Source organism: Panacibacter ginsenosidivorans (genome assembly GCF_007971225.1).
Classification (GTDB): Bacteria; Bacteroidota; Bacteroidia; order Chitinophagales; family Chitinophagaceae; genus Panacibacter; species Panacibacter ginsenosidivorans.
The window spans coordinates 360346-374892 of sequence record NZ_CP042435.1; the positions used below are offsets into that span (position 1 = coordinate 360346).

General features: G+C 37.8%; 12 protein-coding genes. 8 read left to right on the forward strand and 4 right to left on the reverse strand.

The features are described 5' to 3' along the window. Window positions 1-171: 171 nt before the first annotated feature. Window positions 172-5274: an autotransporter-associated beta strand repeat-containing protein gene (locus FRZ67_RS01440; protein ID WP_147187832.1), complete on the reverse strand. Its 5103-nt coding sequence runs from the start codon at window positions 5272-5274 to the stop codon at window positions 172-174. 762 nt (window positions 5275-6036) lie between these two features. Between FRZ67_RS01440 and FRZ67_RS01445 the strand changes: the two genes are divergently transcribed. The 8 genes from FRZ67_RS01445 to FRZ67_RS01480 all read left to right on the forward strand — a co-directional run bounded on the left by FRZ67_RS01445 (window position 6037) and on the right by FRZ67_RS01480 (window position 11130). Next, window positions 6037-6504, forward strand: coding sequence for a YHS domain-containing (seleno)protein (locus FRZ67_RS01445; RefSeq protein WP_147187833.1), 468 nt, complete (start codon window positions 6037-6039; stop codon window positions 6502-6504). A gap of 30 nt (window positions 6505-6534) precedes the next feature. Beyond that, complete coding sequence (locus FRZ67_RS01450) at window positions 6535-6933, forward strand: DoxX family protein (protein ID WP_147187834.1); 399 nt, start codon at window positions 6535-6537, stop codon at window positions 6931-6933. Between the two features lie 10 nt (window positions 6934-6943). Next, entirely contained in the window at window positions 6944-7693 is a 750-nt protein-coding gene (locus FRZ67_RS01455) for a hypothetical protein (protein ID WP_147187835.1), read from the forward strand. A 165-nt stretch (window positions 7694-7858) separates the two neighbouring features. Beyond that, on the forward strand, window positions 7859-8284 hold the full coding sequence (locus tag FRZ67_RS01460; RefSeq protein ID WP_147187836.1) for a DM13 domain-containing protein: 426 nt from the start codon (window positions 7859-7861) through the stop codon (window positions 8282-8284). A gap of 1 nt (window position 8285) precedes the next feature. Further along, window positions 8286-8834 (forward strand): YceI family protein, encoded by a 549-nt coding sequence (locus FRZ67_RS01465; RefSeq protein WP_147187837.1) that lies wholly within the window; start codon window positions 8286-8288, stop codon window positions 8832-8834. Window positions 8835-8851: 17 nt separating this feature from the next. Beyond that, window positions 8852-9352: a DinB family protein gene (locus FRZ67_RS01470; RefSeq protein ID WP_147187838.1), complete on the forward strand. Its 501-nt coding sequence runs from the start codon at window positions 8852-8854 to the stop codon at window positions 9350-9352. Continuing rightward, the gene (locus tag FRZ67_RS01475; RefSeq protein WP_147187839.1) at window positions 9340-10065 is read left to right on the forward strand and encodes an NRDE family protein; all 726 of its coding nucleotides are present in this window, start codon (window positions 9340-9342) and stop codon (window positions 10063-10065) included. The genes FRZ67_RS01470 and FRZ67_RS01475 overlap by 13 nt, the downstream gene beginning before the upstream one ends. Before the next feature lie 3 nt (window positions 10066-10068). Continuing rightward, a complete protein-coding gene (locus FRZ67_RS01480) occupies window positions 10069-11130 on the forward strand; it encodes an ATP-grasp domain-containing protein (protein ID WP_147187840.1) in 1062 nt (353 codons plus the stop codon). Window positions 11131-11349: 219 nt separating this feature from the next. Here the strand turns inward: FRZ67_RS01480 and FRZ67_RS01485 are convergent, their stop codons facing one another. The 3 genes from FRZ67_RS01485 to FRZ67_RS01495 all read right to left on the reverse strand — a co-directional run bounded on the left by FRZ67_RS01485 (window position 11350) and on the right by FRZ67_RS01495 (window position 14493). Further along, complete coding sequence (locus FRZ67_RS01485) at window positions 11350-12795, reverse strand: NAD(P)(+) transhydrogenase (Re/Si-specific) subunit beta (protein WP_147187841.1); 1446 nt, start codon at window positions 12793-12795, stop codon at window positions 11350-11352. Window positions 12796-12897: 102 nt separating this feature from the next. Further along, a complete protein-coding gene (locus FRZ67_RS01490) occupies window positions 12898-13197 on the reverse strand; it encodes an NAD(P) transhydrogenase subunit alpha part 2 (RefSeq protein WP_147187842.1) in 300 nt (99 codons plus the stop codon). Window positions 13198-13371: 174 nt separating this feature from the next. Further along, window positions 13372-14493, reverse strand: coding sequence for a Re/Si-specific NAD(P)(+) transhydrogenase subunit alpha (locus tag FRZ67_RS01495; protein ID WP_147187843.1), 1122 nt, complete (start codon window positions 14491-14493; stop codon window positions 13372-13374). Window positions 14494-14547 lie beyond the last annotated feature (54 nt).

Here is a 14547-nt window from a genome sequence, read left to right on the forward strand (position 1 = left end):
TGTAAGCTATATTTTTTAGAGGCTACTTCTTTGTATAATATTGAAATGAACGTACAAGAGTGCGACGCAAGAAATGCTGAATAGTGAACAAATGCCTGGCACAAAAAAAAATCAACCGGTCATTTTGTAACCGGTTGAAAAAGTTGGGATGTGTTATCATAATCCATCACCTTACTCTATTACAAGGCCAATACTGAAATTCGTCGTTTCGTTTACAACCCTGCAGATATAAGTGCCTGGTTTAACAAAACCTGGAATATTCATTTGCTGTGCTGATGAACCACCACTGTGTTCAATTATTTTACTGTAAACTTTTTGACCAACGCTGTTGTACAATGATACCTGATATTTACCTGCAGCAAGATTATTCAACTGAAGGTTTGCTATTTTATTTTGTACAGGATTAGGTTGTATTGTTACAGAAACTTTTCCATTGCTGATGTTTACCGAAACAACTGCTGTATAACTTGTCGCCCCATCTTTACCAATTATTTTTATACGGTAAAAATTATTTCCGGCTGCAGCGTTGGGGTCTGTAATAGTATACATATTTTGAGGCGTACCATTATTTAAAGCATTTGTTTTGCCGATCTGCTTGAAGTTAATACCGGTAAGTGATTTCTCTATTTCATAATGATCGATATTGATCTCGTTTAAAGCAGTCCATCCAACCAGAATATTATTTCCCTGTTGGTATGCTTTGATATTGGTAAGTGTTACAGGCAGAATGATATATTCATTTACCAGGGAAAACCTTGTGAAACTATTAATACCGTTTGTTCCACCTAAAGGATCAGGGCTTACACCAATCGTGTATTTACCATATATTTCTGTGTTATCGTAAGAGGAACTTGAGAAGTTTACGGTGCTTACGTCAGTACCTGTAGATTTATTTATAAAGTTTTCACTGTAGTCTTTCTGAATAAGATGAATATCACTATAAACGAACCCTGATTCTACTTCTTCTTCCGGAGAAGGCCATGTTGACCAGTCTTTTTTGGTAAAGAACAGACGCATATTGGCTTTTACACCACTTGCTGCAGATGAACTTACATACCATATACGATTAACTCTTGCCCCCGGTGTAAGAAGCAAATCTCCCGTTTTCATTGCTACTGCAAAATCGCTTGTAGTGCCGGTATTATTCAACATCATCCTGTTTGCAGAAGTAAAATTGATACCGATCGGGAAGTACACATCCGTTCCACTTCCTACATTCTTAATCTTGAATCCTTTTGTACCGGTATAAGGCAAAGTAAGTGACAACTCAGCACCTGTATTTGTAGCAATTGCTATGTAACTGGCGTTGGCTCCCGTACTTAGACTTACGTAAGGAACATTAGGGCTGGTAAGTGTACCCCCACTATTAGACCATGTAATAAGATTATTATTGCTGACAAAAATGCCACTGGTCAATGTAAGGTCATGAGATATCTCAATATCCTGTGATGTACCCAGAATGACTTTGTTTGTTACGCCTGCCTGTATGGTGACATCGTAGGCAGGGCTATACGTAAGTGTACCTACCGTTGGGAAAGCCGGATAAATAGTAGTACCGGTTGTTGGATTGTTGAAAACATAATTGGCGCCTGAATTATAAACATTTGTTCCGGTTGTCTGTACATGTGCATTTACTGTACCATTTCCAATACCTTCCGGCAAACTTACCTTTAAGCCACCACGTCCTGCCGCGGTAATTGTAACACCGGAGGAATTTGAAGAACCATTATTATTCACTGTCACTGTATTTGGTACCAACGGATCTATATAGATGATATAGGTGCCCGAAGGTAAGGCAGAACTTATTACCCGCATACCCATTGTAAGACTTCCAGTACTGGAAGCATTCGTTATAACATTTGAAGAAGTAGACGTAGTGCCTGTAAAAGTATAAGGGCCCACTAACCCATTAAGTGTAAAAGTACCACCAGTGCCGGTCATCGTTTTGCCATTAAAATCAAGCCATCCATTTACAACAGAAGCACCCGTAAGGTTGCTTACGTTTGCATTGAGGGTTACCCCTAAACCGGTATTATTATTAGCAACAATTCCCTTAGGACCATTTAATGTTGGGATTTCTGCAGCCGCAGTTGTTTGAGCATTGCTACCTGCATAGGTGATTCTGCCAGAAGGGCCGTATGCGATTTTGCCTGTACCCACAAGACTTATACTGCCATTTACCAATGTAAACATTCCATTAATTGTCAATGTAACACCATTATCAACCTGCAGTATGCCTGTGGATAGTGTAACATTATTAAGTGTTTGATTTGTTGAAACCTGTAATGTACCTCCTATTACATCCACATTATTTGTCGAAGGCAAAACATCTGTTCCAGCATAAAGCCTGCTTAAACGTAAAATGCCTCCCTTTACCTGGGTTAACCCTGTATAAGTATTAGCACCTGTTAAAGTAAGTGTTCCTGCGCCATCTTTAATGAGATTACCTGCACCTGAAATAATTGCTGTTAGGGTGCTTACAGCTCCATCACCATAGGATGTATTTGTGGATTGATTTATCGTTAAAATATGATTGGTTGCAAGATTTACTACCTGGCTTTGCGTACCCGAAGTATTGGTCCAGCTTGAAGTAAGAGAACTTATTGTTTGAGTGGCATTATTCAAGTTTAATCTTGTATCGAAGTTGCTTAACTGACCCATAGTTAGTGAGCCCGTACTTATAGAAGAACCAGAGCTTACATTTAAAATGCCACTTAATACTTTTGTGCCTCCAGTCCATGTATTTGAAGCAGATGTTAGTATAAGATTATGTGTAGATGTATTCGCCCACAATTGAAAACCGCCTGCTCCTGTAATTGCACCGGCAAGAGTCCATGCATCGTTATAGATACCAACTGTTGCATCTGATGTGTTTACAACAATAGGGCTTGACAATGTATTGTTACTGCTTGCTGTACTGTTGTACAAAGCCATTGCGCCATAATAAGAAAACGTTTTGGAACCATTTAGCGTAATTGAAGGAGTTTTAGCTATATTAACTGTTGCCCCAGTAACATTAATATCGAGCTGGCTGTTTTGATTAACTGTAATGCTGCCTGTTGTTAAGCCTGTAACATCATTTATAGAAAGATATCCCGCCTCCGAACCATCGGCATTGCCTACTGTCCATGCACCAGTACTTGTACCCGCCCCACCATTAATACTTACATAACCACCATCTGAAGCTGAACTTCCTCCACCCTGAACACCAAGCGTATAACCATTATCGGTTACACCCCAACTGCCTAATGCAGGTGTTGCCGACAAACCGCTTCGGCCGCCTTCTCCTGATAATTCTATGTTGGTGATAATACCTGACGAGCCTGCAAGATTGCCTGAACCGTTGGTTAACGGCTTAAATATGGTATTCCCTGTAAGATTTACATTACCAAAAACAAAAGCGTTAGTCACACCATTGGTGGTACCACCATAACCTACAGACAATGTACCCTTAATAGTTAGAGGCACAAGGTCCATAGCCAACTGCGGGTACCTGTCATCTGTAGTAGGCTCAACATATAGAGAAGCTCCAGTGCCAGCTGTATTGTATATCTCAATAGCTGCATTGTTAGAACCGCTCCCATCTACCGTCATCGATCTCATAAAGCCGGTTGACGCAAAAGTGCTTGAGGATGCCGCTATAGTGTACTTACCATTATTGATAAAAAAATCATTATCATATAAATACAAATTCGGGTTATTTGTATTGGATTTATCCCCTATCGTAACTGTCCCACCATTTATATAAATTGGCCCTGCTACACCAGAATTATAGATTGAAAAAGGTTGAGAGAACATTAATTCACCAGTACCTTCCTTTCTAAATCCATAGGAAGTAAGCAAGGGATTACCATTACCATTACCACCCGCGCTATTTGACATTCTTAATATATTTGATCCGGAGATATTGAAAATGGCAGGACTAGTCATAGTAATACCTATTGTAGCCTGCGTTAATGTGGATTGAATATTGAAGTTTGATGCAGTAACATTTATTTGTTTAACTATCGCTCCATTTGTTGCGTCTACCTGTATCGTTTCCCCGCTTGTTTCTAAATTGGCAATACCCGTTTGTATCCATTTGCCTGTATAAGATCCTCCTGACGTCGTTGCCCATCTGTTTACGGAACTTCCGTTATCCCAGTTACCTGAACCCGAGCTTTGCGTGTACCTGTTTTCTGAAGTGGCAACTGTATATGTGTTTCCTATAGTTAAAGGATCATTGCCTATTTTGGTTGGCGACCCGGAGAAAGTGAAATTAGAAAAAGCTGTAGTAGTAAGATTGAGCGTTCTTCCTGTAGACGCCGTAGCCAATACGTCTGCCGTAATAAAGAAGTAGGTTGATTGGTTTACAGGCACGGTGCTAAACCCTGTATTAAAAGTTATATTTGTGCCTGACGAAGCTGTTAAAATAGTACTTCCTATTTGCGTGGCACCATACAAAGAGTTATAAGAGTTCTGCCATAGCTTAAAGTTTGCAATATCAGTTGAAAGATAAGTGCCACCAGTTGCAAACGTTATTCCGGTTGGTGTTATGGAAGTAATATGAGCATCCATCCTGTAAGCAGCAATCATGTTATCTGTAGTACTGGCAAAAAGATTTCCCGCGACCGGATGATTTGATGCTATGCACACAGTTGAGGTTGAGGGGCCAATTGCCTGTACCTGAAAATTATCAACGGCGAAAACAGTACCCGAGGCACTGTTGGTAAAATTGATCCTAATGTCTAAAGTAGAATTTGGTGCAATTGAAGGAAGACTATAAAGAAATTGCGCCCAGGAAGTAGTTGTAGCGCCTGGCGTAGCAAAGTTGGTGTAGGCCCCTCCATCAACACTGTACTGCACATTATCAATATTGGCTGTACCTGTACCATTTCTTCTTGCCTGAAAATATATTTTAAAAGTGGCGTAAGCTTTTAAACTTGACCCACTTAACTTAAAATTGAAATATTTTGAACCTGACCCGTTCAATGCAACAATGCGGTTAGGAGAAGATGCCGTATTAGCGTCAAAGGCACTTCCACCAGTAACCGTTCCTACAAAACTACCCGATCCGGCATGGAGACTTTGATTATACGTGTCTGCCGATGACAACAAACTTGAAATGCCATTAACTGCCCTTGGCCAAAATTTGTTATAGTTGGTAATATTTGCTACATCAAAATTATAATTAACAATGGTAGTTTGGGCATTACCAAATATTGACAGAAAAATAATGCATGCGAGCAGTATTTTCCTTAAATGAGTTAAACTCAATGAGGATTTGGTTTTCATGATATTGGTTTTATGGCCACCGCACTACTCTTTACATTATGCAATGTGGCCAAACAAATTTAAATAAGATATGCTGAACAATATATTAAAAATAATTAAGATGAAGTTTTGTTACATCCACCTTGCTACCAACCTTACAAAGTGATAAAATCAAAGCTAAATTCTTAAGTAAAAGGTTACAAAAAAACCGATATGCGTCAACTTAACTATTTATAAGTCATGCTAGTGTAAGAGAGGCGGTTATTCGGTTTATACACGCAATTTCACCTCATAACGATTTCTTTTATAAATTGTTGTATTTGATGTACATATAGCTATGAATTACAGCATATTTTAATTCGATCCTATGGCATGGTATACTAATTTTTTTGACACAAACGTTCCAAACAATATTGAGCTATTCTTTCGATTTTAAGACCAAATACTCCGTTATTAATTTTGAAGTCTTCCTCAACATACACAGATACCTGTTTGGCTTAAACGGCGAAATAATCAAGTCTAAAGTTTTTTAAAACTTTTGGTTGCTCAAAAATGTATAAGCCGCCGAAGTGTGCGACGCAACAAAAGATAAATAACGAAAACTCAGCCCGGTTCAAAATAATATTTACTATGTCCGTATTTTTTTAAGAATACCGGTGCTTGTCATGTAAACGACATAGCATCAATAATAAGCTTACTACTTTTACCTTAACAAAATATTTTATTTAAAAAGGAAAGGAAAAAAAACAAGAGCCGTAATTAAGGAAAACCAACGCCACACTCATGAAACAGATTTTTATAACATTATTATTTGCAGCAACCATTGCAGGTTTATCTACCGCACAAGATGCGTCAGTTTTAAGAAAGAAAGCTTTCAACCTTGAAAAAGGGGTTGCAATAGAGGGATATGACCCTGTTGCTTATTTTACGGCTAATAAGGCTATTAAAGGCTCCAAAGAACTAGCCGTGGTTTTTGAAGGCGCTATTTATTATTTCTCTTCGGAAGAGAATAAAGAAATCTTTAAAAAGAATCCTTCCAAATATGAGCCGCAATATGGTGGCTGGTGTGCCTATGCCATGGGGCACGATGGATCCAAAGTGGAAATAGATCCTGAGACATTTAAAATCATTGATAATAAATTGTATCTCTATTATAACAAGTATTTCAACAATACACTTAAGACCTGGAATAAAGATGAGGCTAATTTGAAATCTCACGCCGATGCAAACTGGCAAAAAATTTATCACTGATAATATTCACTAAACCAAAAAATAACTGTTATGTCAATCAATTCAAAAACTATTGGGATCTGGGTTTTAAAACTGCTTGCAGCTGTTATAATGTTGCAAACGCTTTTTTTTAAGTTTAGCGCTTCACCGGAATCGGTTTATATTTTTTCAACAATTGGTATGGAGCCATGGGGTCGCATAGGTACAGGTGTTATGGAATTAATCGCTTCTGTGCTTATACTTATTCCATCAACAACTAGTATCGGCGCTGTTTTAGGTATTGGGTTAATGAGTGGAGCAATCTTTTTCCACCTTACCAAATTAGGATTAGTAGTACAGGATGATGGGGGTCAGCTTTTCATATATGCGTTACTTGTTTTAATATCATGCGTTTCACTTGTTATAATTTATCGCAGAGATATTTTTCGATTGCTCCAGCTTAGCTTTTAAAAAAGATCTGATGAAACTAAAATTTACCGGCATTTTTATTTTACTGCTTGCAACAACGACAGCAATTGCGCAGCAACAAAAAGCATTACCCCGCAGCAACGCCTTCATTGATCTTTCTGGAACAATTGGCAGCACACAGGGAACTGTTGCAGTGGCTTATGTTTATAATTTAAGAACAGGGAAGAACCGAAGACTAGAAGCAGGATTAGGCTTAAGGAACACTGTCTATCTTGGAACAAAAAAAGATTTCATAACTGCAGGTCCGGCAAGCTTAACAAGAACAAGCACTACTCCTTTTCTTATATTTTTTGCAGGGCAACGGGAAGAAAATTTTGATACACTTACCGTGCAAAGGCCATTTACCAATTCATTGAATGCAACGATAAACCTTGGTTACAATATCAGCAAAAATTTTTATGCTGGTTTCAATATTGATCTTATTGGGTTTACGGTTGGCAGCAAAACAAGTGGTATCTTTAACAGTAATGGCAAAACAACAACTGAGCCTGTTGCCAAACCTGCTGCTTTTAACTTGTTGCTTACCGGCGATCATGATTATGGCAGCCTTAATTCGGAGTTTTTTCTTAAATATAAAGTGGCAGACCGGTGGTCAGTAAAAGCATTATACCAATTTATTTTTATAGAATACAAAACAACAACCATGCACCAGATTGCAGCAGATGGCACAGTTATTACACGATTCAGGAATAAAGCAAATAATTTTGGTATAGGTGTTTCGTATAGTCTTAATAAAAATTAATAAGAATTTTTTTGAGCCTGACTGTAGAATATAAATAAAACTTCTCTTGCGTCGCACTCTTGTACATTTTGTTCAATGTGCATCAAAGAACAGAACGCTGAAGTGAGTGACACAACAGGCGATGCCATAAAAAACAAAAGCAAGTAACAAAAGAATTATTTAGATATGAAAAAAATATTTACAATACTTTCTATCGGTTTGTTTATGACTGCATGCAGCAAACAAAATGCTGCACCAACTACACCGGTAAACGATATGGTAGATTCAACAACTGAACTTTCATATACAGGTAGTTTTATGAACGGGCCTTATGGAACAGTCACAGGTATTGCAAATATTTACGCAGACAGTAGTAGTTACGTACTGGCGCTAACAGCTTTTCAAACATCCAATGGGCCAGACCTGCACGTATATTTGTCGCAGGAGGAACAGCCTATTCATTTTGTTGATCTTGGCAAACTTAAATCAACGAATGGAAACCAGGTTTATAATATACCAACAGGTACTGATCTTGAAACATATAAATATGCGCTGATTCACTGCCAGCAGTATAATCATTTATTTGGCAGTACTTTACTGGAGGAACAATAATATGTATAAAAGATTATTGCTGATAACGGTTAATTATTTTTTCGCAATAAACATTTTTGCGCAAAGCCTTGTAGCGACTGATGCAGGCTCTGTAATAAGCTTTTCTATAAAGAATTTTGGCATTACGGTAACAGGCACATTCACCGGTTTAAAAGGAAATATACTATTTGATCCTGCAGCACCTGCTAATTCGGTTTTTAATTTAAGTGTAAATACCAGTACTGTAAACACAGGGATTGATGCAAGGGACAGACACCTGAAAAAGGAAGATTACTTTAATGTTGAAAAATTTCCGGTGATCACTTTTATTTCAACAAAAGTTAGTGCATCAAACAAATCAGGGATATTTATAGTAAGTGGGAACATTACCATCAAAGGAACTACACAAGCCATTAATTTTCCTTTTGTGGCGAAGGCTTCGCAGAGCGGCTACTTGTTTACAGGAACATTTAAATTGAACAGAAGAGATTTTCAGGTAGGGAGTGGTAGTCTTATTTTATCTGACAACCTGGATGTTTCCTTTTCCGTATATGCAACAAATAAAACTTAAACGTAAATTTTAATACCATGCAACTGGAGCAAGCTATCTCAAATGTTTTTGTTCAATTGAATGATTCAATTGACCAGCTTACAAATGAGCAATATAAAACACCTGTGCAAACACTTTCCAATGCAACCATTGGTCAGCACGTAAGGCATATAATCGAACTTTTTATCTGCCTTGAGAATGGGTATGAAAAAGGCCTCGTTAATTATGAAAAAAGAAAAAGAGATTACACCATCGAAACAAATAAAGATGTTGCTGTTCAATTAATGCATTCCATTGTAGCGGGTCTTGGTAAGCCAAACAAAACATTACTGCTTGAAGCAGGTTATGATGATCTTTCCGAAGATGTGGTTACCATTGAAACAAATTATTTACGTGAAGTAGTGTATAATCTGGAACATACAGTACACCACATGGCTTTAATACGTGTAGGCATCACCACATTAGCAGCAATACAATTACCCGAAGGGTATGGTGTAGCATCTTCTACAATAAAATATCGTCAGGCATGTGCACAGTAACTTTTATACCGGTAAAAGATAAATTTTTCATCACTTCAAACAGGGATGAAAAGATATTGCGTAAACCAGCTTTGCCACCAAAGGCATATACTTTTGGTATTGCAACGATTATTTACCCCAAAGACGCAGATGCAGGCGGCACATGGATTGCCATGCATGAAAATGGAAATGCAGTTGTATTGCTGAACGGTGGTTTCGAAAAACATATTCCCGCTCCCTCTTATAAAAAGAGTCGTGGTATTGTTTTGCTTGAAGTAATAAATGCACCAAGCCCCTTAACCAGGTTTCATGAAATAAGCCTTTCGAACATTGAACCTTTTACACTAGTTTTACTGGATGATAATAATCTGTATGAATGCCGATGGGATGGCGATATCAAGCATGCTAAAGAATTAAATAACACCAAGGCACATATCTGGTCATCAGTTACTCTATATGACAAAGCCATTATACAAAAAAGAGAACAGTGGTTTATTGAATGGATTAATACAAACCCCGCTCCTTCTATGCAGGATATACTACATTTTCATCTTTTTGCAGGTGATGGTGATGATCACAACGATCTTCGCATGAACAGGAACAACAAGATGCTTACAGTTAGCGCTACGGGTATGGAAATAAGCAATGAAAAAGCCATTATGCATTACCTGGATCTTAATAACGATAAACTATATAAACAGGAGTTGCGCTTCTCTTCTTCCCTCGCAGTTTAATACATGACGTTCATCCAAAAAATACTTCATCGACCTTTTTTTATAAAATTGCTGCATTGGGAATACTGGTCATTCCATGCTGTATATACACCTATTTATTTGTATTGGTTATGGCTCTGTATAAAAGCAAGATCATTTTTCTTTTTTAATACCTCCAACCCTACTATTAAGAATGGCGGGTTTTTAATGGAAAGTAAAAAAGATATTTATGATATCATTCCGCAAGAGTATTATCCAAAGACAATATTTATCAATGCAAATACTAATAAAGCAAAAATACTGTCCCTTGTAAATGAAGCTGCACTTAAGTTTCCGCTTATTGGAAAACCTGATATTGGCATGCGTGGTTTAAGTGTAAAAAAACTGGAAACAATTGACGATATCATTGATTACGCACAAAACAGCAAGGTTGATTTTCTACTACAGGAGTTTATTCCTTTCGAACAGGAAGTAGGTATTTTTTATTATCGTTATCCCAATGAAACGCACGGACATATTTCAGGCATTGTAGGCAAAGAATTTCTAACAGTTACAGGAGATGGCATTTCAAACATGGAAACATTGCTCTCAAAAGATAAAAGATTTATTCTTCAATTGCCTGCATTGCAAAAGGCTTATGGCGATACGTTGCAAAAAGTTTTAAAAAGAAATGAAGATTTTTTGTTGGTCCCTTATGGCAATCATGCACGTGGTGCAAAATTCATCGACCTCTCTCATCTTGCAGATGAACAGTTAACATCAATGATTGATGAAGTTTGCAAGAACGTTGATGGTTTTTATTTTGGGCGCATGGATGTTCGCTACAATACATGGGAAGAACTTAAGCAGGGAAAAAACTTCGGCATCGTTGAACTCAACGGCGCAGGCAGCGAGCCCACACATATATACGATCCAAAACATTCAATCTTTTTTGCGTGGAAAGAGATCATCCGTCACTGGCGCATCTTATGGAAAATAAGCCGCATAAATCATCACAAACAAAATATGCCTTACATGAATTTTTCTTCCGGCATTCGAATGTTTAAAGAAAACAGCGCTTATGTAAAAATGATCTCGACTGAATAAGTAGCATATTTTTTGTACCCCACACACGATTATTATGGCATCGTCTCTTGCGTCGCACTCTTGTACTCCTGAACAAAATGCAGCCATGAAAACCGTTAAGAAGAAAATAAAAACAGAAAGCAGCCCAAATTATATTTGTTCTTTTCAATTCAATAATGAAGTTGTTTACACAAATAATGTTTCACCGCTTAAAAGTCCCCACCGGGGAGTTGGGATGCTTTATAAATTTTTCAATTCACCAACCAATTGTTGCAACACAGATTTTGCATCACCAAAAAGCATAGATGTTTTTGGCTTGAAAAATAATTCATTTTCTATACCGGCATAACCAGGTTTCATACTTCTTTTATTTACAATCACCAATTTTGCATCTTCAACTTCCAGAATAGGCATGCCAAATATAGGAGAAGCAGGATCTGTTTTTGCAGCAGGATTCACCACATCATTTGCACCTAGTATCAATACGACATCAGTAGTTTTAAATTCATCATTGGCTTGTTCCATCTCTTCTAATTTTTCATAAGAGACATCTGCTTCTGCCAGTAATACATTCATATGCCCCGGCATTCTCCCTGCAACAGGATGAATAGCATATTTTACTTCCACTCCTTTTTCTTCCAGCATTTTTTCCAATTCATGACAAACATGCTGCGCCTGTGCTACTGCCAAACCATAACCCGGAACAATGATCACTTTTCTTGAATAGCTCATTGTCATGGCTGCATCGCTTACGGTAATTTCTTTGTAAGCACCACCGGTTTTTGAAGCTCCTTGTGCAGCAACTGCCGTGCCTCCAAAGCTTCCGATCAATACATTTTTCAAAGAACGGTTCATTGCTTTGCACATAAGAATCGTAAGCAACGTACCTGCAGCACCAACAAGAATACCACCGGTAAGCATTACTTTATTATCATACAAGAACCCACCACATGCTGCAGCTACACCGGTAAATGAATTCAATAAAGAAATTACAACGGGCATATCTGCACCCCCGATGGGAAGAACGAAGAGAACACCGTAGAGAAGCGCAAGAACGAGTACAGAATAAAATAATATAACAATGTTGTCTGGAAATGAGATAAAAAGCAGTGATGTAATGATTAGAATAATTACAAGGATCAGCAAATTAAAAATGTGTTGTCCTTTAAATGAGAAATCCTTTATTTTTCCATTTAGCTTTCCCCACGCAATGATACTTCCCGCAAAAGAAACAGAACCAATAATTAATCCTAAACAAATAATCAATAAAAAACTATATGAAAAATTAGGTAAAACAAATCCATTACCCAATGATCCGTTGAAATAATTTATTGAATTATTTACATGATTAAATTCAACTATCGAAATCAACGCCGCACAAGCACCGCCCATGCCATTAAATAGACTTACCATCTCCGGCATGGCAGTCATCTTTACTTTCTTCGCTGCAAGTGTTCCTATAATTGCACCAACAAGAATTCCGCCGAATATCCATCCATAATTATGAAGACTGTTCCCTTCATCATCCTTATATAAAAATATTGTTCCGAGAATAGCAATGGTCATTCCTGCTGCTGCAATAAGATTTCCTCTTCGTGCATGCGCAGGATTCGATAGCATCTTCAAACCAATAATAAAAGTGACGCTAGCTAGTAAATAAATTAATGTAAGAATATTGATCGCCATGCATTTTATTTTGTTTCACGCAAAGACCGCAAAGCAGCAAAGGCGCAAAGTATTTATCGAAGCCTCGAAATCTTTTTAATCCTTCAAAATCCTGGTTCAGACTTATTTCTTCTTCTTAAACATTTCCAGCATTCTGTCTGTTACAACAAAACCACCGACAACATTTATTGTTCCTAAAATCACTGCAAGAAATCCAAGTATCAATGCTAAATAATTATCACTTTCGGCTTTGCCCATAACAATTATAGCACCAATGATCACAACACCATGAATTGCATTTGCTCCACTCATTAAGGGTGTATGCAATACACTTGGTACACGGCCTATTATTTCAATTCCCAAAAAGATCATCAGGATGACGATGTAGATGTATTCCTGGTGTTGATGAATCCATAAAAGCATAATTAAACCCTCCTAAATCCTCCCTGAAGGGAGGACTTTGAATTTCGTTTATGAATATTTTTTCTGCTTAATAAAGAACTAAACGTACAAGTGAGTGACACAACAGGCGATGACCAAAGAGCCAAAGTTTGTTACCACATCATCCGCACATCTGCACATTTTCAGATCTGCACATTAGATCAGCGCTTTCACTCTTTCATTTACTATTTCGCCGTTATGTGTAATGCATGAACCTTTTACAAGATCATCTTCAAAATTCAAATTCAGTTGCCCGTCTTTATTAATGATCAATTGTAAGAAGTTGAGAATGTTTTTCCCATACAACTTACTTGCATCTGCAGGCATGGTAGCAGGGAGATTACTGTCACCAACAATTGTTACGTCATTGTATTTTATTTTCTGCGCATTAATAGTTTTTGCAGTGTTGCCACCCGTTGCTGCCGCAAGATCGATGATGACAGAACCTGGTTTCATGGCGTTAAGCATAGCCTCTGTAATAAGCACCGGTGCAGACTTTCCGGGAATTTGCGCAGTTGTAATAATAATGTCTGCTTTCGCGGCAGCATCCGCAATTCTTTGATGCTGCTTCTGTTTATACTCCTCTGTTTGTTCAACAGCATAGCCACCGGCGGCAGAAGGATCTGCAGCACCTTCAACTTCTATAAACTTGCCACCGAGACTCATTACTTCTTCTTTAACAGCGGGTCTGGTATCAAACACTTCAACCACCGCACCCAAACGCCTTGCAGTTGCAATTGCCTGTAATCCGGCAACACCGGCACCAAGTATCAAAACTTTTGCAGGAGCAATTGTACCGGCCGCAGTCATAAACATGGGAAAATATTTTGGATAGAAAGAAGCAGCGAGGATCACTGCCTTATAACCTGCAATATTTGCCTGACTGCTGAGCACATCCATACTTTGGGCACGTGTAGTGCGTGGCAGCATATCCATGCTGAAGAGGGTAACTTTTTTTTCTGCGAGTTCTTTTATCAATTGAATATTAGAGAAGGGTTGATATATTCCGATCAATACTACATTTTCTTTAAGTAATTCAATATCAATAGCGCTTAAAGGTTGTATAGTAAATAAAATACTTGCATTAGATAATATTTCGTAACGTGATTTTATCTCTGCGCCTTTTGAGGTATAACTGTCATCATCTGCATAAGCTGAATTGCCAATAGATGATTCTATATAAACAGTGATGCCTTTTTTTACCAGCACTTCTGCCTGTTCCGGCATAAAAGCCACCCGATGCTCTCCCGTTGGTTCTTTTAGTATTCCTGCAATCATGCCTTAAAATAGTTATTTTTTGTATTGGAGGTTGTTACTGCCGCATTTTATTTT